General features: G+C 71.2%; 24 protein-coding genes. 14 read left to right on the top strand and 10 right to left on the bottom strand.

The window, feature by feature from the left end; translation table 11 throughout:
- Positions 1 to 35: 35 nt before the first annotated feature.
- Positions 36 to 1,469, bottom strand: a complete 1,434-nt coding sequence (locus QE359_RS01430; protein ID WP_309777036.1) for an MATE family efflux transporter — start codon at positions 1,467 to 1,469, stop codon at positions 36 to 38.
- A 140-nt stretch (positions 1,470 to 1,609) separates the two neighbouring features.
- A complete protein-coding gene (locus tag QE359_RS01425; protein ID WP_309777034.1) occupies positions 1,610 to 2,053 on the bottom strand; it encodes a MarR family transcriptional regulator in 444 nt (147 codons plus the stop codon).
- Between the two features lie 417 nt (positions 2,054 to 2,470).
- Here QE359_RS01425 and QE359_RS01420 point away from each other — a divergent pair, with 417 nt between their 5' ends.
- The 4 genes from QE359_RS01420 to QE359_RS01405 all read left to right on the top strand — a co-directional run bounded on the left by QE359_RS01420 (position 2,471) and on the right by QE359_RS01405 (position 7,412).
- Complete coding sequence (locus QE359_RS01420; RefSeq protein WP_309777032.1) at positions 2,471 to 4,567, top strand: choice-of-anchor G family protein; 2,097 nt, start codon at positions 2,471 to 2,473, stop codon at positions 4,565 to 4,567.
- A gap of 216 nt (positions 4,568 to 4,783) precedes the next feature.
- On the top strand, positions 4,784 to 4,951 hold the full coding sequence (locus QE359_RS01415; protein ID WP_309777031.1) for a hypothetical protein: 168 nt from the start codon (positions 4,784 to 4,786) through the stop codon (positions 4,949 to 4,951).
- 39 nt (positions 4,952 to 4,990) lie between these two features.
- Positions 4,991 to 5,818 (top strand): ammonia-dependent NAD(+) synthetase, encoded by an 828-nt coding sequence (gene nadE, locus QE359_RS01410; protein WP_139199207.1) that lies wholly within the window; start codon positions 4,991 to 4,993, stop codon positions 5,816 to 5,818.
- Between the two features lie 145 nt (positions 5,819 to 5,963).
- A complete protein-coding gene (locus tag QE359_RS01405) occupies positions 5,964 to 7,412 on the top strand; it encodes a flotillin family protein (RefSeq protein WP_070417837.1) in 1,449 nt (482 codons plus the stop codon).
- Positions 7,413 to 7,445: 33 nt separating this feature from the next.
- On the opposite strand, the gene QE359_RS01400 is transcribed toward QE359_RS01405, so the two are convergent.
- Together QE359_RS01400 and QE359_RS01395 are read right to left on the bottom strand one after the other, a co-directional pair.
- Complete coding sequence (locus QE359_RS01400) at positions 7,446 to 7,865, bottom strand: hypothetical protein (protein WP_309777029.1); 420 nt, start codon at positions 7,863 to 7,865, stop codon at positions 7,446 to 7,448.
- A gap of 25 nt (positions 7,866 to 7,890) precedes the next feature.
- Positions 7,891 to 8,871 (bottom strand): phosphotransferase, encoded by a 981-nt coding sequence (locus QE359_RS01395; protein WP_309777027.1) that lies wholly within the window; start codon positions 8,869 to 8,871, stop codon positions 7,891 to 7,893.
- A gap of 184 nt (positions 8,872 to 9,055) precedes the next feature.
- Here QE359_RS01395 and QE359_RS01390 point away from each other — a divergent pair, with 184 nt between their 5' ends.
- The 9 genes from QE359_RS01390 (at position 9,056) to QE359_RS01350 (ending at position 19,375) form a co-directional block, all read left to right on the top strand.
- Positions 9,056 to 11,116, top strand: coding sequence for an MDR family MFS transporter (locus QE359_RS01390; RefSeq protein ID WP_309777026.1), 2,061 nt, complete (start codon positions 9,056 to 9,058; stop codon positions 11,114 to 11,116).
- Between the two features lie 59 nt (positions 11,117 to 11,175).
- Positions 11,176 to 11,760 carry a TetR family transcriptional regulator gene (locus tag QE359_RS01385; protein WP_309777025.1) on the top strand — a complete coding sequence of 195 codons (585 nt, stop codon included), beginning with the start codon at positions 11,176 to 11,178 and terminating at the stop codon, positions 11,758 to 11,760.
- A 264-nt stretch (positions 11,761 to 12,024) separates the two neighbouring features.
- Positions 12,025 to 13,359, top strand: coding sequence for an enolase C-terminal domain-like protein (locus tag QE359_RS01380; protein ID WP_309777024.1), 1,335 nt, complete (start codon positions 12,025 to 12,027; stop codon positions 13,357 to 13,359).
- A gap of 153 nt (positions 13,360 to 13,512) precedes the next feature.
- A complete protein-coding gene (locus QE359_RS01375) occupies positions 13,513 to 14,751 on the top strand; it encodes a sugar ABC transporter substrate-binding protein (protein ID WP_254790869.1) in 1,239 nt (412 codons plus the stop codon).
- Between the two features lie 105 nt (positions 14,752 to 14,856).
- Positions 14,857 to 15,825 carry a carbohydrate ABC transporter permease gene (locus QE359_RS01370; protein WP_070417844.1) on the top strand — a complete coding sequence of 323 codons (969 nt, stop codon included), beginning with the start codon at positions 14,857 to 14,859 and terminating at the stop codon, positions 15,823 to 15,825.
- Positions 15,818 to 16,738 (top strand): carbohydrate ABC transporter permease, encoded by a 921-nt coding sequence (locus QE359_RS01365; RefSeq protein ID WP_309777022.1) that lies wholly within the window; start codon positions 15,818 to 15,820, stop codon positions 16,736 to 16,738. Before QE359_RS01370 ends, QE359_RS01365 begins: the two co-directional genes overlap by 8 nt.
- 32 nt (positions 16,739 to 16,770) lie before the next feature.
- Positions 16,771 to 18,096, top strand: coding sequence for an alpha-L-fucosidase (locus tag QE359_RS01360; protein WP_229085758.1), 1,326 nt, complete (start codon positions 16,771 to 16,773; stop codon positions 18,094 to 18,096).
- Positions 18,096 to 18,422 (top strand): L-rhamnose mutarotase, encoded by a 327-nt coding sequence (locus tag QE359_RS01355; protein WP_309777021.1) that lies wholly within the window; start codon positions 18,096 to 18,098, stop codon positions 18,420 to 18,422. The genes QE359_RS01360 and QE359_RS01355 overlap by 1 nt, the downstream gene beginning before the upstream one ends.
- Positions 18,419 to 19,375, top strand: coding sequence for an aldo/keto reductase (locus QE359_RS01350; RefSeq protein ID WP_309777019.1), 957 nt, complete (start codon positions 18,419 to 18,421; stop codon positions 19,373 to 19,375). Before QE359_RS01355 ends, QE359_RS01350 begins: the two co-directional genes overlap by 4 nt.
- A gap of 141 nt (positions 19,376 to 19,516) precedes the next feature.
- On the opposite strand, the gene QE359_RS01345 is transcribed toward QE359_RS01350, so the two are convergent.
- The 6 genes from QE359_RS01345 to QE359_RS01320 all read right to left on the bottom strand — a co-directional run bounded on the left by QE359_RS01345 (position 19,517) and on the right by QE359_RS01320 (position 23,463).
- Positions 19,517 to 19,795 carry a GlsB/YeaQ/YmgE family stress response membrane protein gene (locus QE359_RS01345; RefSeq protein WP_071295836.1) on the bottom strand — a complete coding sequence of 93 codons (279 nt, stop codon included), beginning with the start codon at positions 19,793 to 19,795 and terminating at the stop codon, positions 19,517 to 19,519.
- Positions 19,796 to 19,891: 96 nt separating this feature from the next.
- Positions 19,892 to 20,527, bottom strand: a complete 636-nt coding sequence (locus QE359_RS01340) for a FadR/GntR family transcriptional regulator (RefSeq protein WP_070419373.1) — start codon at positions 20,525 to 20,527, stop codon at positions 19,892 to 19,894.
- A 114-nt stretch (positions 20,528 to 20,641) separates the two neighbouring features.
- A complete protein-coding gene (locus tag QE359_RS01335; protein WP_309777018.1) occupies positions 20,642 to 21,388 on the bottom strand; it encodes an SDR family oxidoreductase in 747 nt (248 codons plus the stop codon).
- Entirely contained in the window at positions 21,385 to 22,254 is an 870-nt protein-coding gene (locus QE359_RS01330) for a fumarylacetoacetate hydrolase family protein (RefSeq protein WP_309777017.1), read from the bottom strand. The genes QE359_RS01335 and QE359_RS01330 overlap by 4 nt, the downstream gene beginning before the upstream one ends.
- A gap of 41 nt (positions 22,255 to 22,295) precedes the next feature.
- A complete protein-coding gene (locus QE359_RS01325) occupies positions 22,296 to 23,135 on the bottom strand; it encodes an amidohydrolase family protein (protein ID WP_309777015.1) in 840 nt (279 codons plus the stop codon).
- A gap of 64 nt (positions 23,136 to 23,199) precedes the next feature.
- Complete coding sequence (locus QE359_RS01320; protein ID WP_071295832.1) at positions 23,200 to 23,463, bottom strand: glutaredoxin family protein; 264 nt, start codon at positions 23,461 to 23,463, stop codon at positions 23,200 to 23,202.
- Positions 23,464 to 23,536: 73 nt separating this feature from the next.
- Between QE359_RS01320 and QE359_RS01315 the strand changes: the two genes are divergently transcribed.
- Positions 23,537 to 24,517: a PrsW family intramembrane metalloprotease gene (locus QE359_RS01315; protein ID WP_309777014.1), complete on the top strand. Its 981-nt coding sequence runs from the start codon at positions 23,537 to 23,539 to the stop codon at positions 24,515 to 24,517.
- Positions 24,518 to 24,563 lie beyond the last annotated feature (46 nt).

Raw genomic sequence — 24,563 nt, 5'->3', positions numbered from 1 at the left:
CCGGCACCGCGCCTCCCGTCCGTCGTGGCGTCCCGTCAGACCGCCGCCGCCTCCTCGAGCGCGGCGTCCGCCCGCTCCGGCGAGCCCTCGGCGAGACCGCGGGCGATCCGCCCGCGCGACGCGAGCCAGAGCACCAGCGCCGCGACGAACACGAGCACCTCGGTCACGGTCAGTGCCCAGATGATCCCGGCGAGCCCGAACCACAGGTTCCCGACGATCACGATCGGGATGAACAGCACGCCCTGCGCCATCGACAGCACCATGGCCGGCAACACCATCCCGGTGGCCTGGAACAGCGAGGTCAGCAGCCCGGTGAACCCGTTCACGATCGTGGCGACGAGCTGCGCCGTGAGGATGGTCAGGCCGATCGCGAGCACCGAGTGGTCGCCGGAGAAGACCGTGAAGACCTGCTCGCGGAAGACGAACACCGTGCCGGAGAACAGCAGGACGATCGTCCCGACGGTGAACGCGGCACCGCGGAGTGCGGCTCGGAGCCGAACGGCGTCGCCCTTGCCGAAGGCGTAGGCGAGCAGCGGCAGCACGCCGATGGTCACGCCCATCACGAGGAACTCCGGGACCTGGGCGATGCGGACGGCGACGCCCATGGCCGCGAGCGGGTCGTCCCCGTAGACGGCCGCGAGGTTGTTCAGCACGAGAGTCGTCACGATGAGGAACCCGGACTGCAGCAGTTCGCTCGAGCCGATGCCGAACACCGGCCCGAGGATGTCCGGCCGCAGCGTGAACCACTTCGGTGCGAAGCTCACGTTCGCGCTGTTCCGCTGGAGCCAGACGATCCAGTAGCCGATCGCCACGACGTTGCCGAGGCCGACGGCGAGTGCGGCACCGGCGACGCCCCAGTGCAGGACGAGGATGAAGAGCACGTCGAACACGAGGTTCCCGACGGTCGACAGGACGAGCCCGACCATGGCCTGCCGTGCCGCCCCCTCGGACCGGACGATCTGCTCCAGGGCGAACGACGCGGCGAGCACCGGCACGAACGCGAGCATGACCGAGACGTACGCGCTCGTGGCGGGCACCGCGGCGGCGTCGGCACCGAGCACGGCGACGAGCGGGTGCAGGAACACCAGGCCGAGCACGGCGAGGACCACACCGGTGACGACGGCTCCCCAGAGGGCGAAGGAGGCGACGCGCTTGATGTCCTCGGCCTTGGCGGGATCGTGTTCCGAGGCCCCGAGCATGCGCGACATGAGGGCACTGCCACCGACGCCGAACACGCCGCCGACGGCCATGATGATGCCGAGGAGCGGGGTGCCGAACGTGATCGCGGCGAGCAGCGAGGTGTCGTGCTGCGATCCGATGAAACCGGCGTTGATGACGTTGTAGACGGCGCTGACGACCATCGCGGCGGCCATCGGGACGCACAGGTGGACGAGCGCGCGGCCGATCGGGGCGGCGGACAGGTACCAGCGGTTCTTCGCCGCGGCGGTGTCGGGTGCTGTGGTGCTCATGGCTGCCTCCTTCTGGGCAGGGCGGAGCGCGCGCCGACCGTCGGTCGGCGCCGCAGGGCATGACTGATGACGCGATCGGCGGACGCCGACACGTGGGGGTGGGTCGCGCCTCCTGGACGGGCCTGGAGGCGCGGGTCAGGTCACCGGGTGGGTTCCGGCAGCTCCGCGGTCACCTTGTGCAGGAGCTCCTGCAGGGTGGCGCGCTCGTTGGCGTCGAGCGGCGCGAGCAGGACGTCGTCGAGCGCGATCATGGCGTCCTCGAAGCCGGCGATGAGGGCGATCCCCTCGTCGGTGGCGAAGACGCGCTTCGTCCGGGCGTTCTCGGCGTCCGCCCGGCGTTCGACGAGCCCGCGGCGCTCGAGTCCCTGCAGGAGACTCGAGACGCTGGCCGCACTCGTCCGGGTGATGTCGGCGATGTCGCGCTGGATCGCGCCGGGCGTGTGCTGCAGGTACCCGAGCACGAAGCTCTGCTCCTGGGTGAGGTCGCGTTCGCGGACCCATTCCTCGGCCGCCTTGCGCTGCGCCCACCCGATCCAGCGCATCTGCTGGAGGGGCGTGTCGAACCGGGGTGCCTGCTGCGTCATGTTCAGAACGCTAACCGTTCGACCTCTAACTGTCAACACTCGAACTGATCCGTTCACGGCGTGCCCCGAACGGGGGTATCGCCACGACGGGGGACCCCCCTTGTAGATTGCACAGGAAACGCGGTCTCACCAACCGCTCATCCTCAGCTCGACGACGCCGCCGAGCCCACCCGGGGGGATCAGGACATGGCACGAGGACGAACGATGCGCGCACGATCGATGCGCCCGTCCGTCAACGCTGCCTGCACCGCTCCCCGCCTCGCCGGGGGTGATCACCCCGGATAGCCGCGCCCGCGCGCAGCACGACGCGCACACGTGACTCCGGGCCGCCCCACCAGCGCGCCCGTCGGATCTCCCGCCCCACCAGCGGGGGATGGATCAGCAGGCGGACGACCTCCGCCTGGAGGAAGAGGCACCATGCCACGCACTGCAACACGCTTCGCGCTCCGCGCGGGCGCCACGGCCACCGTCGCGGCCGTGATCATCGGGGGAGCAGCCCTCCCCGCACACGCCGCTGCGACCGACGCGACCCAGGCCGAGGGTCGTCTGCTCTCCGGCAGCGGCTCCGTCGACCTCGACAGCGTCGCGGCGCTCGCCGGGTCCTTCGGCGCGACCGCTCCCGGCGGGGCGACCGCCGGGCAGTCCGACCCGCTCGACCTCTCGGTGCTGAACAGCATCGGGATCAACGTCCCCGGGGGCATCCAGCTGCTCGGCCAGAACGGTCTCGTGAACGTCGGCGTCGCCGGCCAGGTCGCGAGCACGGACACCACCTCGGCGGTCGCGGCCGCCGGAGCCGTCGGCGCGGACGGCGCGATCCAGGTCGGTCCGGGCACCCCCGGCACCGGCGCCACCGTGAACCTCACCCCGCTGCTCGGCGACCTCGACGTCGACGGCGTCGTGAGCGAGCTCTCGGTCGGGCTCGGCGCCCTGTCCGCCCGGGCCGAGGCGACGCGGACGTTCGGCGCTCCGGACGTCACCACCGACTACCAGGTCGCCGGCGCACAGGTCCGGCTCGTCAGCCCCGCCGTCCAGCAGCTCGTGACGTCGCTGGACACGACGCTCGGCACCACCGACGACACCGTGAACGCGGCGATCGGTGAGGACGGTCTCACCACCGACCTCACCGCGGCGCTGCTCGACCCGGTGACCGACGCCGTGAACACCCTCGGGCTCGGGGTCCTGACGCTCGACGACACCACCGCCCAGCTCACCGCCGACGTGGACCTGCAGGGTGCGCTCGCCACCGTGACGCAGCAGCCGCTCACCGACGGGCCGGTCACGATCGACCTGTCCTCGGGCGTGGTCACGATCGACCTCGCGCAGCTCTACACGCTGAACGACCTGCCGGCGAACACCACGCTGCTCGACGACGCGACGATCAACGCGCAGATCACCGGCGCGATCTCGGACATCCTGACCGAGCAGCTGCCGGCACTCCTCACCACGACGCTCACGAACGCCCTGGACGTCGCCGACGTGCAGCTCGTCGTGGACACCGGCGTCGACCTGCTCGGAGCCGACGTGGCGGGGCTGACCCTCACGGTCGACACCACCGTCGGGGACCTGCTCGGCACCGGTGACGGCGCCACGCTCACGGTCACCGGCGACGGGATCCTCGGCCCGGTGCTCGGCACGCTCGACCCGCTGCTGCAGCCGCTGCTCGGCTCGACCATCGTCCCGGCGCTGACCGGCATCCTCGGTGACGTGCTCGGCGGGGACTTCGTGGCGGACACCGTGCAGACCCTGCTCACCACCATCACGTCGACCGTCACGGCGCTCGACCCGCTGCTCGACGTCGTGAACCAGCTCGTCTCCGTCACGATCAACTCGCAGACCGCCCCGGCGTTCACCGAGCCGACCGCCGACGACACCGGGGCCACCACGGTCCGGGCCGTCCGCGTGCAGCTCCTGCCGGCGGCGGACCTGGCGACCGTCGACCTCGCGACGGCGACCGTGCAGGCGGACCCGTTCGCGGGCATCGCCATCACCTCGCCCGAGGACGGGACGGACTACACGGTCCCGGCGGACGACGACACCACCTCGGTGCCGGTCACGGGCACCGCGGAGCCGGGCGCCGACGTCGACGTCACGCTCGACGGTGACGACGAGGGCACGCAGTCGACCGTCGCGGACGAGGACGGCACGTGGACGGTCACGTTCCCCGGGGTCGCCGTCGGTGACCACGAGGCCGAGGCGGTCGAGACGATCGGCACCCTCGTGAGCGACCCCGCCGCGGTGACCTTCGCGGTCGCAGCAGCACCGGTCGACCCGACCGACCCGGGTACGCCCGGTACGCCCGGCACGCCGGGGACCCCCGGCGGCGCGGGCGGCGCGGGCGGCGCAGGCGGTGCGGGCGGTGCCGCCGGTGCCGGTGCCGGCGCGGTCGGCAACGGTGCGGGCACCGGGAGCCTCGCCTACACCGGTGCCGAGCTGGTGCCGCTGCTGCTCCTCGCCGGGCTGCTCCTCGCGGCCGGCGGCGGCACGCTCGTCGCGCGGCGCATGCATCGAGCCTGACCCGGACGGGCGCCGGCGGGTACCGGCGCCCGTCTCCCGGGTCCGCGGCGCGTTCGGGTCGCCGCGGTCCCGCCGGTGCGGTGGTGGTTCGGGCCACCACCGCACCGGCACCCCTCGTCCGCCGGCCGGCCCCTCCCGCCCGGCCGCACCCGATCCACCGCTTCGGACCGCTCCCGACCGCTTCCGACCGATTCCGACCGCGACGTGAGGATCACCGTGCACGACCACGACACCCACCCGCTCGACCGCCACGTCGGACCCCCGCACGTCGAACGCTTCGTCCTCACCCGGGCGCAGGAGACCATCGGCGTCGTCTGCACCTGCGCGATCGGGGCCGACCACGACAACACCATCCGTCCGGTCGGCGCGGATCGCGTCCACTGAACCCTGTGCACGCGGCGGATGCAGCGGGATACTGGGGTGGTGCGTGAACTCCAAGCCGCCATCGCAGCGGACCTCAACGTCCAGCCGACCATCGACCCGGAGCAGGAGATCGCCCGTCGCGTCGGGTTCCTCCGGGACTACCTGCTCACCACCGGCGCCAAGGGCTACCTGCTCGCGATCAGCGGCGGCCAGGACTCGACGCTCGCCGGGCGCCTGACCCAGCTCGCCGTCGAGTCGCTCCGCGCCGAGGGGCACCCCGCAGAGTTCACCACCGTCCGCATGCCGTACCGCGTGCAGGCCGACGAGGACGACGCCCAGCTCGCGCTGCAGTTCATCGCGGCCGACCCGGGCATCACCGTGAACATCGAGCACGGTGTCGACGGGGTCGTGCAGGACACCGCGGCCTCGGGCGTGGAGCTGAGCGACTTCGTGAAGGGCAACGTCAAGGCCCGGATGCGGATGGTCGCGCAGTACGCCGTCGCCGGGCAGCGGGGGCTCCTCGTCGTCGGGACCGACCACGCGGCCGAGGCCGTGACCGGCTTCTTCACGAAGTACGGCGACGGCGGTGTCGATCTCACCCCGCTCACCGGGCTGTCGAAGAGCCAGGGCCGGCAGCTGCTCGAGCACCTCGGCGCCCCGGCCCGCCTGTACGAGAAGGCCCCCACCGCCGACCTGCTCGACGAGACGCCCGGCCAGACGGACGAGGCGAACCTCGGGCTGTCGTACGCCGAGATCGACGCGTACCTGCAGGGCCACGACGTGCCGATCGAGGTCGCCGAGGCGATCGAGTCGCGCTACCGGGCGACGGAGCACAAGCGCCAGGTCCCGGCGACGCCCTTCGACGACTGGTGGCGTGCGGGCGCGTAGGCGCTGACGCGACTCCGTCCAGGAGGCGCGGTGCGGGTCCGACCCACACCGCGCCTCCCGTCTGTCCGTGCGTTCTCCTACGATGGGAGCCAACGGAACAACAGATGCGGAATCCAGGCTGCGGCCTGTTCCACGAGGGGGAGTCATGGAAGTCCTGTTCGCGCTCGGAGCCGTCCCGCTGATCGTCGTGGGGGTCGTCGTCCTGGCGGTCATCGTGCTGATCTACGCGAAGCTCGTCTACCGCAACGCCGGCGCCGACGAAGCGCTCATCATCACCGGCAAGCGCTCCCGCAAGGTGAAGAACCCCGACGGCACCGAGACGGTCGAGTCCGGGATCAAGGTCGTCCTCGGCGCCGGTGTCCTGGTCCGACCGTTCTTCGAGCGCGTCGCCAAGATCTCGCTGAGCTCGCGCGCGATCGACATCAACGTGAACGCGCAGGACTCCCGCGGCGTGACCATCGACGTCGAGGCCGTGGCGCTCGTCAAGGTGGGCGAGGCCGACGCGTCGATCCGGGCCGCCGCGCAGCGGTTCCTCGGCCAGGAGAAGAAGATCGACGACTTCGCGCGCGAGGTCCTGTCCGGTTCCCTCCGTGCCTCGATCGGTGCGACCGACGTGTCGACCATCATCCGCAACCGCGACCAGCTCACCGTCGCCGTGCTCGACGTCGCGAAGGACGCCCTGCACAGCCAGGGACTCGACGTCGACTCGTTCGAGATCAAGGGCATCTCGGACCGCAACGACTACATCAGCGACCTCGGACGTGCCGAGCGCGCGCGGGTCCGGCTCGAGGCCGAGAACGCCGAGGCCCAGGCCGACCGCGAAGCGCGTGAGGCCCGTGCCACGGCCGACCAGGCCATCGCCGAGGCGGAGAACACCCTCGCGATCCGTCGGGCCGCGCTGCAGCTCGACGCCGACCGTGCCTCCGCCGAAGCCGCCGCCGCCGGCCCGCTCGCCCAGGCCCGCGCGGCGCAGGGCGTCGTCGAGCAGGAGCAGCTGACCGCGCAGAAGCGTGCCGAACTCCGCCGTGCCGAGCTCGAGTCCGAGGTCTCCGCGGTGGCCGAGGCACAGGCGCGCAAGACCCGCGTCGAGGCCGAGGCGGCTGCCGCTGCCCAGGTCGAGACCGCCCGTGCCCAGGCAGAGGCCCGACGCATCTCGGCCGAGGCGATCGCCGCCGAGGCCCAGGCCGAGTCCGAGGCGCGCAAGCTCGCGGCCGACGCGTCCCGCGCCGAGGGGGAGGCCGCCGCCGACGCCATCCGCGCCAAGGGCCAGGCCGAGGCCGACGCCACCAAGGCGCAGGCGGACGCGCTCGCCCAGCACTCCGAGGCGGTCCTCCGGGTGAAGGCGATCGAGACGCTGCCGAGCATCGCCCGTGAGCTCGCGGCGCCGATGGGCAACATCGACAAGCTGACCGTGGTGTCCTCCGACGGTGCCGGAGCACTCTCGAAGAGCGTGGTCAGCCAGTTCAGCGAGGTCGACGCCCTGCTCGGGACGACGGCCGGCTTCACGCTGAGCGACATCGTCAAGAGCACCACGACGGGGCAGGCCGCGGCCCGCGCCGTCGTGCGTGAGCAGGAGTCCGCGGCGGCCGAGTAGCCGATCCGTCGTCCGGTGCGGGCGCGGCGGGGGTCAGTCCTCGTCGCGCCCGTCGTCGTCGCGGCGGTCGCGCTGCTGCCCGCCGGCGTCCTCGCGCTCACCGGAGCCGTCGTGTCCGTCCCGGCGCTGGTCCGCCAGACGCTGCTGCCAGACGACGCTGCGGGCGGCTCCCTCGAGGACGTCGTCGACGCTCCGGCCGGTCTGCGCGGCGAGGGCACCGCTGAGGCCCGCGGTGAGCGTGCCCCCGGCCGACGCCAGTCGTTCGACCACCTGCTCCTGCCGTTCGGTCAACGGTTCGTCGATCATCTCGTCGATGGTGTCGCGGATGTTCTGTTCGCTCGCGTCCAGGGCCGCCTCGTCGCCCGAGTGCAGTGCTGCTGCCTCGCCGACGACGACGAGTCCGAGCCGCGCAGCGTCGTCTTCCGGACGCTGGCCTTCGTGCTCGTCAGTCATGTGCGGGACGGTACGCTCGACCGGGTCACGCTTCCTGGACAGCGGGGTACGTGGGTTCTTCCCCCGGCGGCAGTCCTCCCCACCGTCGCAGCAGCCACTCGGCGGCCGCCAGCCCCTCGCGTCGTTGGAAGTCCCGGAGCGTCGGCATGTGCGGGATCGCCGGGCGGGACGCCTTCTCGAAGAACGTCCCGGCGAGCCCGGCGAGGACCGCGTCCACGCTCGACGCCGGCACCCCCGCGAACACCCGGTGGTTGGCGAGGTGGTGCTCGACGTCGGCGTCCTCGCCGCGCACCAGCACGTCGAGCAGGTAGGTGAGCGGGTCGAGCCAGTGCGCGCCGACGGCCGCCCACGGCCAGTCGATGACCCAGACGACACCGTCCGCGTCGACGAGCAGGTTGTCGGCGCGGCAGTCGACGTGCGCCAGGGATCCTCCGTCGACGGCCGCCGCGGCGTCGCGTGCCGCCCGCGCCATCGCAGGGGCAGCGGCGACCACGTGCGCCGGGACGACGTCGGGGAAGCCTGAAGCGGCCATCCGGTCCCAGGCGCCGAAGTCCTCGACGAGGTCGTCCGCGACGCGCGGGAGCTGTGTGAGCGTCCCGGTGGCGGTCGGCAGCGTGTCGAGTGCGTCGAGCACGGCGGTGACGTCAGACCCGTCGCCCGCCGTGCCGGGGTGGTGTCCGGCCACGTCCTCGATGACGAGGGCGATCCAGTCGTCGCCGTCGACGGTCTCGCGCACGGTGTCGATCAGCCGAGGCGCCTGCACCGAACCGGGCAGGTGGCCCATGACCTCGGCCTCACGCTCGTGCATCCCGAAGCCGTCCGGGTTCCGCGACCGCGAGAGCGTCTTCACGAAGGCTCGTCGACCGTGCGCGGTGACCACCCGGTCGGCGCCACCGGGGGAGTACCCACCCGCCTGTGACTCGGCCCGCGCCACCGCACCCCCGAGCACCGTCTCGATGCGCTCCCGCAGGACTGCCGGCACATCGGTCCACGTCGTCCGCCCCATGCGGCCCACGGTACCTGAGGAGGCGTTCACAAACATGCACAACGGGAAAGATTGCGTAGGTAGCAAAGGTGCTCATGGTGTAAAGTTGCAGCGTCTGCAAGGTTGACCCGCCGCCATCGGCCCGCCACGACGCCCCGGCGTCCCTCGCGACCACGACCACCACACGCACCCCTGAAGGACCCCCATGTCTACTGCCACTGCACCCGTCGAGGTGTCGCGCGGACGACAGAGCTCCCCGGCCGGCCAGCCGGGGAAGCCGATCATGTCGCACCGCCAGATCCTCCTCGTCATCTACGGCCTCATGGCCGGCATGTTCCTCTCGTCGCTCGACCAGACGATCGTCGGCACGGCCATCCGCACCATCGGCGACGACCTGCACGGTCTCGACCAGCAGGCCTGGGTCACCACGGCCTACCTGATCGCGTCGACGATCACCACACCGATCTACGGCAAGCTCTCCGACGTCTTCGGCCGTCGTCCCCTCTACATCTTCGGCATCGCGGTCTTCATCATCGGCTCGCTGCTCTCGACCATGTCGACGTCGATGATCATGCTCGCCGCGTTCCGTGCCTTCCAGGGCATCGGTGCCGGTGCGCTGATGTCCCTGCCGCTCGCGATCATGGGCGACATCCTCGCTCCCCGCGAGCGTGCGAAGTACCAGGGGTACTTCCTGGCCGTCTTCGGCATCTCCTCGGTCATCGGTCCGCTCATCGGCGGGCTCTTCTCCGGTGCGTCGACCATCCTCGGCGTCACCGGCTGGCGCTGGGTCTTCCTGATCAACGTCCCGATCGGCGTCGCGGCGCTCCTCATGGTCATCGCGTTCCTGCACCTGCCGAAGTTCGGCGACGCCAAGGCGAAGCCGCGCATCGACTGGTGGGGCGCGACCTCGGTCATCGTGACCCTCGTCCCGCTCCTGCTCGTGGCCGAGCAGGGCCGCACCTGGGGCTGGGGCTCGGCCGCCGCGATCGCCTGCTACGTCATCGGTGCCCTCGGGCTGGTCGCCTTCCTCGTCATCGAGACGCTCATGAAGGACGACGCGATCATCCCGCTGAAGCTCTTCCGCTCGGGCGTCTTCTCGATGGCCACGATCCTCGGCTTCCTCGTGGGCTTCGCGATGTTCGGCGCCATGCTGACCATCCCGCTGTACCTGCAGATCGTCACGGGGCTCACCCCGACCGAGTCCGGCTTCGCGACCCTGCCGATGATCGGCGGGCTCATGATCGCCTCGATCGCCTCCGGCCAGATCGTCGCCCGCACCGGCAAGTACCGGATCTTCCCGGTGATCGGCACCGCGCTCGTCTCGCTCGGCTACGTCGTCCTGACGTTCATGACCATCGACAAGCCGCTCTGGTTCCTGATGATCGGCATGTTCCTCATCGGGCTCGGCCTCGGTCAGCTCATGCAGAGCATCACCCTCGCCTCGCAGAACTCCGTGCAGCCGCGTGACATGGGCGTGGCGACCAGCTCGGCGACGTTCTTCCGCCAGATCGGTGGAACGCTGGGCACCGCGGTGCTCCTGAGCGTCCTGTTCTCGATCATGCCGGCGAACATCCTGCACGCCACGGCCGACCAGAAGAACCTGACCGGTGCACTCGACGCCGCGCTCAACCCGACGGTCGCCAGCGCCGAGGCGAACCAGGGCGTCATGGACCAGATCTGGAACCCGATCGTCACCCCGATCAAGCAGCAGGTCCAGTCCGGGCTCGACCAAGCCACCGCGCAGGTGACCCAGGCCACGGCCGGCGCCCCCGAGGCCGTGCAGCAGCAGGCGCTCACCGCCGCCGCCGACAAGGCGCACGCGTCCGTGCAGGACGGCAAGCTCGTCGTCGACTGGTCCGACTCGGCCCAGCGCACGTACTGGGTGGACGACCTCGTACCGGCGCTGTCGAAGCAGATCGACAAGGGCACGAGCGACAAGGGCGCGTCGAGCAGCGAGACGAGCGACACGTCCTACCTGAACGGTGCAGACGCCGCGCTCACCAGACCGTTCATGACCGGGTTCAACTCGTCGGCCGTCACGGTCTACTGGGTCGGCTTCGCGGTCATCCTGCTCGCCTTCGTCCTGAGCTGGTTCTTCAAGGCGCCGCCGCTCCGCAAGAGCTCGGCCCTGCAGGAGCAGGCGGACAACGAGGGCACGGCTGACGACCTCGAGGTCCAGGCGGTCAAGGCCGCCGACACCATGGGCTCGCCGACCGCTCCCGTCACCGGTTCGATCCCCGTCCAGCGGGGCGCGTCGGACCGCTAGGCCGCACGGGGCCTCCCGCCACCGCGGGAGGCCCCGTCGTCCGTCCGAGGAGCCACCACGTGACCACCACCGAAGCCCCCGCCCCCGGCGACAGCGGCCTGCGGGAGCGCAAGAAGCAGCAGACCCGGGCCGCCATCCACCGGTCCGCGCTCGAGCTCGTCACCGATCGCGGGCTCGCCGGCGTCACGGTCGAGGAGATCTGCGCCGCCGCCGGCGTCTCGCCCCGCACGTTCTTCAACTACTTCCCGTCCAAGGGCAACGCCGCCCTCGGCCTCCCCGCGACCACCGTCCCGGACCCTGCCCGCGCGACCTTCCTCGCCGGTGCAGGCACGCTCGTGTCCGACCTCTGCGATCTCGTCGCGCAGACCGTGACCCTGCCCGAGGACCGCCGCCGGATGAAGTCGCTCGTGCAGGCGCGGTCCGAGATGGTCCCGACGATGCTGCAGTGGATGGCCGAGGCCCGGTCGGCGATCGTCGAGGTCGCCGCCGCACGCACCGACGCCGAGGCGGCGCGGACCGCCGTCACGCTCGTCATGGCCGCCGTCATCGAGGTCGCGCACCGGTTCTCGGTCGCGTCCCGCGACGAGCTCGCGGACCGGCTCCGCGGCGTGGTCGCGGAGATGGGGCGGCTCGCCGCCGTCTGAGCAGCGCGACCACGTCCAGGAGGTGGGCCCCACCGGCCGGTTCCGGCGCGACGCGCCAGCGGCGTGGCGGCCGTGACAGGAGGCGCGGTGCGGGTCCGAACCGCACCGCGCCTCCTGTCTGTCTCCTTGCCGTCGCGTGCTGTCGTCCGATCAATCACTGCGCATCGTGGCTGAAACATCTAGAAATCGGACCTTGACAGCAGAGACATCGGATGTTTCGATGAGTCCGTTCGGTCGACGGAGACCGAACGGGTAGGAGACACGATGAGCCGCATCACCGGTCTGCGCGTCCGCGACGTCCGGTTCCCGACCTCCCGGGACCACGACGGATCCGACGCCATGAACCCGGCGCCCGACTACTCCGCCGCCTACGTCGAGATCGCGACCGACGCCCTGGACGGGCACGTCGGCACCGCCTTCGTCTTCACGATCGGCCGCGGCAACGAGGTGCAGGAAGCAGCGATCGCCGCCCTCCGCGAGCACGTCGTCGGCGCGGACGCCGAGTCGGTCCTCGCGGACATGGGCGGGACGTGGCGCACGCTCGTCCACGACTCGCAGCTCCGGTGGCTCGGGCCCGAGAAGGGCGTGATGCACATGGCGATCGGCGCCGTGGTGAACGCCCTCTGGGACCTCCGGGCGAAGCGTGCCGGGCAGCCGCTCTGGGCGCTGCTCGCCGATCTCAGCCCGGACGAGCTCGTCGACCTGGTGGACTTCCGGTACCTCTCCGACGCCATCACCCCGGCCGACGCACGGGAGCTGTTCGAGGCCGCCGTGCCGCTCCGTGCCGAGCGCCGACGCCGCCTCGAGCACGAGGGCTACCCGGCGTACACCACCACGCCCGGCTGGCTCGGCTACGACGACGAGAAGCTCGCCCGCCTCTGCCGCGAGGCCGTCGACGAGGGCTTCACCCAGATCAAGCTCAAGGTCGGCGGGGACATCGACGAGGACGTCCGACGGCTCGGGATCGCCCGCGCCACGGTCGGTCCGGACATCCGGATCGCGATCGACGCCAACCAGCGCTGGGACGTCGACGAGGCGGTCACGTGGATCGAGCGGCTCCGCCCGTTCGACATCGCGTGGGTCGAGGAACCCACGAGCCCCGACGACGTCCTCGGACACGCCGAGATCGCCCGCCGCATCGCACCGATCCCGGTGGCGACGGGGGAGCACATGGCGAACCGCGTGATCGCGAAGCAGCTCATCCAGGCGGACGCGATGTCGGTGCTCCAGATCGACGCCACGCGGGTCGCCGGGGTGAACGAGAACCTCGCGATCCTGCTCCTCGCGGCCAAGTACGGCGTCCGCGTCTGCCCGCACGCCGGCGGGGTCGGTCTGTGCGAGGCGGTGCAGCACCTCTCGATGTTCGACGCCGTCGCGCTCACCGGAGACCTCGACACCCGCTGCATCGAGTTCGTCGACCACCTGCACGAGCACTTCGTGACACCGGTCGACGTGCACGACGGCCGCTACTGGCCGCCCACCGCTCCCGGCGCGGGCACCGAGATGCACGCCGCCACGCTCGAGGACCACGCGTTCCCCGACGGCCCGGTCTGGGCCGCCGTCGACGCGAGCGTCCCGGACGCCGTCCGCGTCGCATGACGCACACCGACGCCGTCCGCGTCGCTTGACGCACCCCGACCCCGTCCGCGTCGCCTGACGCACCCCGATCGCGACGTCCGACGCCCCTGACACGCACCACGTCCCTCCAGTACCGACCCTCACCCTGATCACCACGACGAAGTGGAGACTCCGATGCACCGACGCCGAATCGTCGCGGGGCTGGCGGCAGCCGCCGCCACCGCGCTCGTCCTCGCTGGTTGTTCCTCCGGCAGCAGTGCCGGCGGCAGCCAGTCCAAGGACGCCATGACCTGGTCCATGTGGATCGCCGGGAAGGAGGACAAGGCCGCCTGGCAGAAGGTCGCCGACACCGTGAAGAGCGAGGACGGCATCACCCTGACGATCCAGGGCGCCCCGTTCGAGAACTACTTCACGAAGCTCAGCACGCAGCTCAGCGCCGGCAGCGCCCAGTGCATCGTGAGCATGCAGTCCCTCCGCGCGGCGAACTACACGTCATCGCTCCTGTCGCTCGACGACCTCGCGAAGAAGGACGGCCTTGACCTGTCGGCGTACGACAGCACGGCGCTCGACGGCATGAAGGTCGACGGCAAGCTCTACGGTCTGCCGTACGACACCGGGCCCATCCTGATGTTCTACAACAAGGACCTCTTCAAGCAGGCCGGCGTGGCGGACCCCGAGCCCGGGTGGACCACCGACGACTTCGAGCAGGCCGGCGAGGCGCTCAAGGCGAAGGGCATCACCGAGTTCGGCTCGACCGTGGGCGACCTCAACCTCGAGTCGATGATCTACGGCTACAACGGCGGCCGGGTGATCACGAAGGCCGGCAAGATCGACGCCACCGACACGAAGTTCGCGGACGGCCTGGACTGGCTCGCGAGCCTGGTGAAGAAGGGCTACGCGACCCAGGCGTCGTCCGACGCGTCGACCCCCGGCAACGACTTCGCCGCCGGCAAGGTCGCGATGTACACGGACGGTCCGTGGTCGCTGATCAGCCAGAAGGCCAAGGTGAAGTTCGACCTCGGCGTCACGACGCTGCCGGCCGGGACCTCGGGCCCGTCGACCTTCGCCGCCGGTTCCGGCTTCGGCGTCTCGAAGCAGTGCAAGTACCCGGAGCAGGCGTTCAAGGCCGTCCAGACGATGACCAGCGAGAAGGTCCTGACGTCCCTCGCCGAGCAGGGGCGTGCCTTCCCGGCCCGCACCGCGGCGCAGGACGCGTGGTACTCCAGCGCCGGCATCGACGGGGCCGAGACCGCGCTCAAGGCGGCCCTCGCCAAGTCCTCGCCGCTCCCGGGCAACAAGCAGAGCGACCAGCTGGGCCAGCTCTTCACGCAGTACGCGCTCCAGGCGGTCAACGGACAGACGTCCGGCAAGGACACGATGTCCTCGATCGCCGGCCAGCTCGGCACGCAGTGACCGACGCGACCGACTGACGGACTGGAGGCGCGGGTCGACCCCGCCCCGCGCCTCCAGTCCGCCACCCCGACAGCAAGCACCCGCGAACGACGAGGAGGTCGTCGCATGACCACCATCCAGGATCCACCGGCGGTCCCCGCCGTCGCGACCGCGGTCGCGACGGGCACCGCGACGCCCCGGCCCAAGGGCGGTGACGCCGACGGCGTCGTCGGTCGGCGCTCGTGGTGGGGCGCCGCCTTCGCCGCGCCGCACTCGATCGGGCTGGTCGTCTTCACGGCGTTCCCGATCATCGCCTCCCTCGTCGTCAGCTTCATGAACTGGCCGATGCTCGGCGAGCGCAGCTTCGCCGGCATCGAGAACTACGCCAGGCTCTTCGCCGACCCGGTGTTCCGGACGGTGACGCTCAACACGGCCCTGTTCGTCGTGCTGTACGTGCCGCTCAACCTCGTCGTGTCGCTCGGGCTCGCCGCCTGGCTGACGCCGCGGATCGCCGGTCGACACGTCTTCCGCGTGCTGTTCTTCATCCCGACCATCACGCCGATCGTCGCGAACGTCGTGGTCTGGCGGATGCTCTACCAGCCGGGCGGCGCGATCGACGCCTCCCTGCAGTCGACGGTCGGCGTGCACGCGCCGAACTTCCTCGCCGACGAGCACTGGGCGATGCTCGCCATCGTCGCCATGAGCGTCTGGCAGGGCTTCGGGTACAACATGCTCATCTTCTCGGCGGCCCTCGACGCCGTGCCCGAGAACCAGATCGAGGCGTCGCAGCTCGACGGCGCGAACGCGTGGCAGACGTTCTGGGCGATCAAGTTCCCGCTCATCTCGCCGTCGGTGTTCTTCGCCACGATGATGACGCTGATCACCTCGTTCCAGGTGTTCGTGCAGCCGTTCGTCCTCACCAAGGGCGGACCGGGCACGGCGACGGAGACCCTCGTGCAGTACATCTACAACACGGGCTTCCAGAACCAGCAGCTCGGGCTGGCCTCCGCCGGTGCCTGGGTGCTGTTCGTCATCATCCTCGGGATCACGGCCGTCCAGTTCCTCGGGCAGAAGCGGTGGGTGCACTATGAGTGAGCTGACCAAGCCCCGCACGACCGGGTTCACGACGTCGAACCGCACGGTCAACCCGCGGTCCGTGCCCCGGACCGCCTCGGCACCCCGGCCCGGACGGCTCCGGCACGCGATCGGCTACGCGCTCCTCTGCCTCGTCGCGCTGCTCTTCGTCTCGCCGCTCATCTACATGGTGGCGACGAGCCTCAAGCCGGCGGACCAGGTGTTCACCACGCCGCCGACGCTCTGGGGACGCTCGCTCGAGTGGGACAACTACGTCCAGGCGTTCACCTACCTGCCGTTCGCCCGATTCATCCTGAACGGGATCTTCGTGGCGGCTGCCGGCACCGTGATCAACGTCGTCGTGGCCGTGCTCTCCGGGTACGCGTTCTCGCGGCTGCGCTGGCGGGGACGGAACACCGTGTTCCTGCTCTTCCTCGTGACGCTGATGATCCCGCAGGACGTCCTCGTCATCCCGATGTACGTGATGATGCAGGGCTTCGGGTGGGTGGACACCTTCCAGGCGCTCATCGTCCCGTGGGCGTTCACGGCGCTCGGCGCGTTCCTCATCCGGCAGTTCTTCCTCACCGTGCCGCAGGAGCTCGACGACGCAGCACGCGTCGACGGCGCCGGCGCCGTCCGGACCTTCGTCTCGGTGATGCTGCCGCTCGCCCGGCCGACGATGGCCGTGCTCGCGGTCTTCTCGTTCATCTCCTACTGGAACTCGTTCCTCTGGCCGCTCGTCGTGGTCAACGACGTCGAGGCCCACGGCACGATCCCGCTCGGCCTGCAGCAGTTCTTCGGGCAGCAGGGGTCCGAGTGGAACCTCGTGATGGCGGCCTCGGTGATCTCCATGCTCCCCACCGTGATCCTCCTCGTCCTGCTCCAGAAGCACCTCGTCAAGGGCATCGTCACCAGCGGCCTCGGCGGCCGGTGACGTGCTGCACTCCTGAAAGGAACACTGGCCACATGACCATCACCGCACCTGCAGAGCCGCAGACCGCGACCGATCCCTCCGGCCTGCCCGCGTGGTTCACCCACGACCGGTTCGGCATGTTCATCCACTGGGGGCTGTACGCCCTGCCGGCACGGCACGAGTGGGTGAAGAACCGCGAGCGGATCACCGACGCCGACTACCAGAAGTACTTCGACCACTTCGACCCGGACCTGTTCGACGCCGCCGACTGGGCCAGACGAGCACGTGAGGCGGGCATGAAGTACGTCGTGCTCACCACGAAGCACCACGAGGGCTTCGCGCTCTGGGACAGCGCACTGACCGACTACAAGTCCACGAACACCCCGTTCGGCCGCGACATCGTGCGCGAGTTCGTCGACGCCGTCCGCGCCGAGGGACTGCGGGTCGGGTTCTACCACTCGCTCATCGACTGGCACCACCCGGACTTCACGATCGACGGCGTGCACCCGAGGCGGGACGACGGCGACGAGGCGATCGCCGCGCTGAACGAGGGCCGGGACATGGCGCGCTACCGGGACTACCTGCACGGGCAGGTGACGGAGCTGTTGTCCGACTACGGGCGGATCGACTACCTGTTCTACGACTTCTCGTACCGCGACAACGACCACGAGGACATCTGGGGCGGCAAGGGCCGCGACGACTGGGGGTCCGAGGAGCTGTTGGCGCTGACCAAGCGGCTCCAGCCCGGCATCATCGTCAACGACCGGCTCGACCTGCCCGGGGACATCGTCACGCCGGAGCAGTACCAGCCGGACAAGCCGATGGAGGTCGACGGCGTGCAGGTGCCGTGGGAGGCCTGCCAGACCCTCAACGGCTCGTGGGGGTACGACCGCGACAACCTGAACGTCAAGAGCACCGACCTGCTCGTGCGCATGCTCGTCGACGGGGTCTCGAACAACGGGAACATGCTCCTCAACGTCGGGCCGACCGGTCGTGGCGAGTTCGACGGGGTCGCACGGACGGCGCTCGCCGGGATCGGCACGTGGATGCACCAGCACGCGCGGTCGGTGTACGGCGCCGGACCGTCGTCGTTCCGGGCGCCAGCGGGCACCGTCTACACGCAGAACGGGAACCGGCTGTACCTGCACCTCTTCACGTGGCCGTTCGAGCACGTGCACCTCGCCGACCTCGCCGGCCGGGTCGAGTACGCCCAGCTCCTGAACGACGCGTCGGAGATCCACTACCGCGAGATCGCGCCCGGCACCCGGGCGCAGAACACCGGCCTCGGTGGACAGCCCGCGGGGACGCTGACGCTCACCCTGCCGATCGTCCGGCCGGACGTGGCGGTGCCCGTGGTCGAGCTCTTCCTGCGCGACTGATGCAGCGCATCCTGACGAGGACCCGGCTGCGGGCGGGGAGCGAGGCGGCGTACGAACGCGTGCACGCCTCGGTCCCGCCCGCGCTGGCGGCACGGCTCCGCGCGGCCGGCGTGCAGGACTGGACGATCTGGCGGGACGGGCAGGACCTCGTGCACCTCGTCGAGGTCGACGACTACCGGGCGATGCGGAGGGCGCTCGCCGACGACCCCGTGAACGCCGACTGGCAGGCCGTGGTGAACCCGCTGCTCGAGGCGGACGACGACTACTCCGGCGACGACGACGGCATCCCCCGGGTGTGGTCGCTCGCGGACCAGGTGGACGCGTGACGGCCCCGGACCTCGACCGCGGACCGTTCTGGTTCGGTGGTGCGGGGATCGGCAACCTGCTGCGCGAGGTGTCCGACGACGAGGCGTGGGCCACGGTCGACGCCGCGTGGGAGGCCGGGGTCCGTGGCTTCGACACCGCGCCGCACTACGGGCTCGGGCTGTCCGAGCGGCGGCTCGGAGCGGCACTCGCCGAACGGCCGCGGTCCGACTACCTGGTGTCGACGAAGGTCGGACGCCTGCTCGTGCCCGGGCGAGGCGACGGGGACGACCTGGACTCCGGCGGGTTCGCGGTGCCGGACGACCTGGTCCGGCAGTGGGACCCCTCGCCGTCGGGCGTGCGGCGGTCCCTCGACGAGTCCCTCGGGCGGCTCGGGCTCGACCACGTGGACATCGCCTACCTGCACGACCCGGACGTGTACTCGCTGCGCGACGGGTTGACCCAGGCGCTGCCGACGCTCGTCGAGCTCCGGGACGAGGGGGTCGTCCGGGCGGTGGGCGTCGGGTCGAACTCCGTCGAGGCCCTCGAGGCGGCGGTCTCCACCGGCATGTGCGACGTGGTCATGCTCGCCGGCCGGTACACGCTGCTTGAGCAGCCCGCGGCGGCGCTGGTCGCACGGTGCGAGGACCTCGGGGTCGCCGTGGTCGCGGTCGGCGTCTACAACTCGGGGCTGCTCGGACGGGACCGGCCGGACGCCTCGGCGACGTACGACTACGCGGTGGCGCCGACGTCGGTCGTCGAACGGGCGAACGCGATCGCGGACGTCTGCGAACGGCACGGCGTCACGCTGCCCCAGGCCGCGCTCGCGTTCCCGCGCCGGGCGGCTGCGGTCCGGGCGATCGCCCTCGGTGCGCAGTCGGCGGAGCAGGTGCGCTCGAACGTCGCTCGGGCGGCCGCGACGGTGCCCGAGGCGCTCTGGGACGACCTGCGCACGGCAGGCCTGCTCGCCGCCTGACGCGGGCGCCCCGCCGCGCGGCGGCCCGCGCCGATCGCCGGCGCCGATCGCGTGCGCACAACGAAAGTCACCCCGAACCATGCGGATGCGCGGTTCGGGGTGACTTCGGTTGTGCGCCGGGTCGTGCCCGGCCACGTCCGACTAGCGGGTGCGGGCGCTCCGGCCGGCGAAGCGCGTGTAGATGAACAGCACGATGACGGCGCCGATGATCGAGCCGATGATGCCGGCGGGCTGGAAGAAGCCGTCCATCGGGTCGTGCTGGAAGATCAGGAACCCGAGGAACCCGCCCACGAACGACCCGATGATGCCGAGCAGGATGGTCATGGGGATCGAGATGTGCTGCTTGCCGGGGACGATGAGCCGCGCGAGGGCGCCGGCGATGAGTCCGATGATGATCAAGCTGATGATGAGACCGATCACGGTTTCCTCCTCGTGGGTGCGGTTGCCGCGGCATGGTTGCCGGAGTCAGGGCCGACAACCGACCCAACTCGCACCTGCCTGGGAGGACTGCCGGGTTCAGTCGAGCGAGCGCCGCAACCAGCGCTCCACACCCTCGACGTGCGCCACGACGAGCGCCTGCACGAGCTGGGGGTCGCGGCGACGGATGGCGTCCACGATCGCCGCGTGCTCGTCGAGCGTGCGCTGCACGGAGCCGTTCTGCGTCAAGCCGCGCCAGACCCGCACCCGGACGGTCTTGCTCGACAGGGCGTCGAGCAGGCCGGACAGGTACTGGTTGCCGCCGATGCCCGCGATCGTCGAGTGGAACTGCAGGTCGTGGGCGACGAGGTCCTCGACGCCGGTGTCCTCGCCGACGGACTGCATGAGCGCGTGCAGGTCGTCGATCTGCTGCTCCGAGGCGCGGGCGGTCGCGAGGACGGCGGACGCGGGCTCGAGGATCCGTCGGACCTCGAGCAGGTCCACGAGCGAGCGGTCGTGGTGCATGTCGACGACGAAGGAGACCGCTTCGAGCAGGACGGTCGGCTCGAGCGACGTCACGTACGTGCCGTCGCCGCGCCGGACGTCGAGCACGCGGATGAGTTCGAGGGCCTTCACCGCTTCGCGGAGGCTGTTCCGCGACAGCCCGAGGGACTCGCTGAGCTCCTTCTCGGGCGGGAGGCGCTGCCCGGGTTGGAGCTCGCCGCTCACGATCATCTGCTGGATGCGTGCGATCGCATCGTCCGTCAGCGACGCCACGTCACCACCTCCTGCTCGGCCACTCGCCCACGCGAGCCGACACGACGACGATAGTCGCGCCTCCAGGGCCCATCAGGCGGGCCGGAGCCGGAGCGCCTGCATCCCGCCGTCGACCGCGAGGTCGACGCCCGTCGTCGACCGGGCGAGCGGACTGGTGAGGTAGGCGACGGCCTCGGCCACCTCCTCGGGGGCGACGAGGCGTCCGTGCGGTTGGCGTGCCTCCAGGGCCGCCCGTTCCGCTGCCGGGTCGTCGGCGCGCTCGAGCAGCCGCGCGACCCAGGGGGTGTCCGCGGTGCCGGGGTTGACGGCGTTGACGCGGATGCCCTCCCGGAGGTGGTCGGCCGCCATGGCGCGGGTGAGGGCGGCGATCGCGCCCTTCGTCGCGGAGTACAGCGCGCGCTGGGGCAGCCCCGCGGTGGCGGCGATCGAGCACGTGTTCACGATGCTGGCGGCGTCGGAGTCGCGGAGGTGCGGCAGGCACGCGCGCGAGAGGCGGACCGCGCCGAGCACGTTCACCTCGTACACGCGGCGCCACTCGTCGTCGGGGTTGTCCTCGACCGTGCCCTGTGCGCCGATGCCGGCGTTGTTGACCAGGACGTCGACGCCGCCGAGCTGTTCGACGGCGTCGGACACCGCTGCCCGGACGGACGTGTCGTCGCCGAGGTCGCAGCGGAACGACAGGGCGTCGTCCGGGGGTTGCAGGTCGAGCACCGCGACGGTCGCACCTCGGTCACGGAGCGCGGCGACGATCGCGGCGCCGATCCCCGAGGCGCCCCCGGTGACGATGGCCCGCAGGCCCTCGTGGGTTCCGGCGGTCATGCTGCGCCGATCGTCTGGCGCTGCGAGCCGAGGCCCTCGGCGGTGAGTTCGACGACGTCGCCGGCCTGCAGGTACGGCGCACCGCTGCCGAGGGCGACCCCCGCGGGTGTGCCGGTGCTGATGACGTCGCCCGGGTAGAGGACCATGAACTGCGACAGGTACCGGACGATCTCGGCCGGCCGGAAGATCATGTCCCGGGTGCTGCCGTCCTGCCGGAGCTCGCCGTTCACCCGGAGCTGCAGCGACAGGGCGTTCGGGTCGAGACCGTCCGCCTCGAGCGCGGACGGCGTGACGAGCCACGGGCCGAGCGGGTTGAACGTCTCGCAGGACTTCCCCTTGTCCCACTGCCCGCCGCGTTCGAGCTGGAACGCGCGCTCCGAGACGTCGTTGGCGATGGCGTAGCCGGCGATGTGCGTCGCGGCCTCGTCCTCGGACGCGCAGTAGCGCGCGGTGGTGCCGATCACGATCGCGAGCTCGATCTCCCAGTCGGTCTTCGTGCTGCCGCGGGGGACGAGGACCTCGTCGTCGGGGCCGATCACCGTCATCGGGTCCTTCATGAACACGATCGGCTCGGTGGGGATGTCGGCGCCGGTCTCGGCGGCGTGGTCGCGGTAGTTCAGGCCGATGCAGACGACCTTGCCGGGGCGGGCGACGGGCGACCCACGCCGGAGTCCGTCCGCCCGGTCGACCACGGGCAGGTCGCCGGCGGCGCGGGCGTGCCGCACGAGGGCGTCGGGGCCGGGGTCGGACGCCAGGAAGCCACCGCTGATGTCACCGGTGAGGCTCCGGAGGTCGAGCACCTCGCCGTCGTCGTCGATCGCGACCGGGATCTCGTCGCCCGCCGGGCCAAGTCGTGCGAACCGCATCGTTCCTCACTCTCCTGCTGCGCCGGTGCAGCGGAAACATCCTATGTCTGAGTGCGGGCTCCGGCAAGGTAGATCCGCTCGGCCGTCCCGCGGAGGACAGCGTCGCGCTCGGTCGGCGACAGGTCGGCCAGGGCATCGCTCGTCGTGCGCAGCACCTCGGCGTAGTCGGCGGCCAGCGTCGACACCGGCCAGTCGGAGCCGAACAGCGAGCGTTCCGGTCCGAAGTGCTCGACGACGTCGCGGGCGTACCGGGCCACCGGACGGTCCCGCCAGTCGACGCCGGCCTCGGTGAGCAGCCCGGAGACCTTGCACGCCACGTTGGGCCTGACGGCGAAGTCCCGCATCCGGTCCGGCCACGAGGGGTCCCCGGTGTCGATCGACGGCTTGCCGGCGTGGTCGAGGACGAACGACGCCTCGGGCACGGCGTCGACGAGGGCGAGGGCGGCGTCGTGCTCCCGGGCCCGCACGAGCAGGTCGAACACGAGGCCGGCACGCGCGACGACACGGACGCCGCGGACGACCTCCGGCCGGGCGAGCCACCCGGGGTCGGGCTCGTCCTGTGCCTGGTGGCGGACGCCGACGAGCCGCTCGCCGCCCGGACCGGTCGACGCCGCCGCCACGCGCTCGGCGACGTCGGGCGCGGTCAGGTCCACCCAGCCGACGACGCCCGCGACCGGCGCGGGCTGCGCGAGGAGCCAGGCGGTCTCGCCTGCGTCGTGCACCGCCTGCACCGCGATCGTCCGCGTGACGGAGGTCCCGGTGGTCGCCGCACGCAGGTCGTCCACGTCGAACCGTCGCCGGATCGGGGCGACCGAGTCGTCCATCCAGGGGTAGGGACGGTCTGCCGGATCCCAGAGGTGGTGGTGAGCGTCGATGATCACGCCGCCATCATGCCCGATTCATCCGATGTCCGGGCGGGGGAGGTGGCGAGAGCGCGCCCGGGCGTCAGACGACGCCGGCGGCCTCGAGCTCCGAGCGCAGTTCGGCGTCCGACGGCTCGACGAAGTGCTTCCCGTTCGGCAGCACGACGACGGGGATGTTCTTCCGCCCGCTGATCTCCTCGGCGCGGTCGGCTGCGGTCAGGTCCGCCTCCACGTCGACGTACTCGTAGTCCACCCCGAGGGTGTCGAGCAGCGCCTTGGAACGGCGGCAGTCGCGGCACCAGTCCGCACCGAACATCGTGACCTTGTCGAAGGATGCATCGCTCATGCCCAGAGAGTACGTCCGACGAGCCCCGCGCATTCCCGTGACCCCCGGCGCGGCCGCGGAGCACCATGGCTCCATGAGCCTGTCCACGGACGTCCGCGCCGCTCACCCGCACCACCGTCACGGCTGGTGGTGGAAGACCCTCCTCGTCGGGTTCCTGCTCTGGGTGGTCACGATCGTCGTCACGATCACGACGCTGAACACGAACCTCGTCCCGACGATCATCCTGCTCGGCAGCTTCCTCGTGCCCTTCACGGTGGTGCTGTTCGTCATCGAGCGGGTGACCGGAACGGTGAGCACGATGCAGCTCATCGTCGCGTTCTTCGTCGGCGGGATCCTCGGCGTGCTCGGGGCGTCTCTGCTCGAGGCGAACCTGCAGCAGGACGCACTCGTGTACATCGTCGTCGGGTTCGTCGAGGAGTTCGTCAAGGGCGTCCTGCTGCTGTTCGTCGGGTGGCGGGTGCGCCCGAAGACGGCTCGGCAGGGAGCGCTCCTCGGGGCGACGGTCGGTGCCGGGTTCGCCGCGTTCGAGTCGGCGGGGTACGCGTTCAACGCGGCGATCACCGCGCGGGGCATCGATCTGGTGTCCCTGCTGCAGACCGAGGTCGTCCGTGCGGTGCTGTCCCCGGTCGGGCACGTGCTCTGGACGTCGATCCTCGGAGCCGTCCTGTTCGGCGCCGCCCGTGGTCGCGACCGGTTCCGGTGGTCGTGGGCCCCGATCGTCGCCTACGTGGGGGTCTCCCTGCTGCACGGGCTGTGGGACTCCAACTCGACGATCTCGACCCTGCTGGCGTTCGTCGTGACGGGGACGCCGTTCTCGGCGGCGCGGAACGGGGTCGTCCCGGCGTCGATCGCCGGCGTCGCGACGACCCTGTACGTGATCGGGCTCGCGATCGTGTCGGCCGTGGGGGTCGCGGTCCTGGTCACGGTGCTGCGCCGGCACCGACGGCTCGACCGGAGCGCGAACGCGCTCGCCGGCTGGCCGGCACCCTGGTCGTCGTCGTCGCCGGCCGACGGGGGATGGGACGGCACGCCCCCACCACACGTCCTGCGCTGACGAGGCCCCCGGCCACCCGCCGGACACGGGCGCGCCGCCCGCTCGC

This window comes from Curtobacterium sp. SORGH_AS_0776, assembly GCF_031453355.1.
In the GTDB taxonomy this organism is placed as follows: domain Bacteria; phylum Actinomycetota; class Actinomycetes; order Actinomycetales; family Microbacteriaceae; genus Curtobacterium.
This window is presented reverse-complemented; position numbering and strand designations above follow the sequence as displayed.

Coding starts and splice junctions, on each gene's coding strand:
- QE359_RS01430 (WP_309777036.1), bottom strand. CDS start 1,469: ATGAGCACCACAGCACCCGACACCGCCGCGGCGAAGAACCGCTGGTAC.
- QE359_RS01425 (WP_309777034.1), bottom strand. CDS start 2,053: ATGACGCAGCAGGCACCCCGGTTCGACACGCCCCTCCAGCAGATGCGC.
- QE359_RS01420 (WP_309777032.1), top strand. CDS start 2,471: ATGCCACGCACTGCAACACGCTTCGCGCTCCGCGCGGGCGCCACGGCC.
- QE359_RS01405 (WP_070417837.1), top strand. CDS start 5,964: ATGGAAGTCCTGTTCGCGCTCGGAGCCGTCCCGCTGATCGTCGTGGGG.
- QE359_RS01400 (WP_309777029.1), bottom strand. CDS start 7,865: ATGACTGACGAGCACGAAGGCCAGCGTCCGGAAGACGACGCTGCGCGG.
- QE359_RS01395 (WP_309777027.1), bottom strand. CDS start 8,871: ATGGGGCGGACGACGTGGACCGATGTGCCGGCAGTCCTGCGGGAGCGC.
- QE359_RS01390 (WP_309777026.1), top strand. CDS start 9,056: ATGTCTACTGCCACTGCACCCGTCGAGGTGTCGCGCGGACGACAGAGC.
- QE359_RS01380 (WP_309777024.1), top strand. CDS start 12,025: ATGAGCCGCATCACCGGTCTGCGCGTCCGCGACGTCCGGTTCCCGACC.
- QE359_RS01375 (WP_254790869.1), top strand. CDS start 13,513: ATGCACCGACGCCGAATCGTCGCGGGGCTGGCGGCAGCCGCCGCCACC.
- QE359_RS01370 (WP_070417844.1), top strand. CDS start 14,857: ATGACCACCATCCAGGATCCACCGGCGGTCCCCGCCGTCGCGACCGCG.
- QE359_RS01365 (WP_309777022.1), top strand. CDS start 15,818: ATGAGTGAGCTGACCAAGCCCCGCACGACCGGGTTCACGACGTCGAAC.
- QE359_RS01360 (WP_229085758.1), top strand. CDS start 16,771: ATGACCATCACCGCACCTGCAGAGCCGCAGACCGCGACCGATCCCTCC.
- QE359_RS01355 (WP_309777021.1), top strand. CDS start 18,096: ATGCAGCGCATCCTGACGAGGACCCGGCTGCGGGCGGGGAGCGAGGCG.
- QE359_RS01340 (WP_070419373.1), bottom strand. CDS start 20,527: ATGATCGTGAGCGGCGAGCTCCAACCCGGGCAGCGCCTCCCGCCCGAG.
- QE359_RS01335 (WP_309777018.1), bottom strand. CDS start 21,388: ATGACCGCCGGAACCCACGAGGGCCTGCGGGCCATCGTCACCGGGGGC.
- QE359_RS01330 (WP_309777017.1), bottom strand. CDS start 22,254: ATGCGGTTCGCACGACTTGGCCCGGCGGGCGACGAGATCCCGGTCGCG.
- QE359_RS01320 (WP_071295832.1), bottom strand. CDS start 23,463: ATGAGCGATGCATCCTTCGACAAGGTCACGATGTTCGGTGCGGACTGG.
- QE359_RS01315 (WP_309777014.1), top strand. CDS start 23,537: ATGAGCCTGTCCACGGACGTCCGCGCCGCTCACCCGCACCACCGTCAC.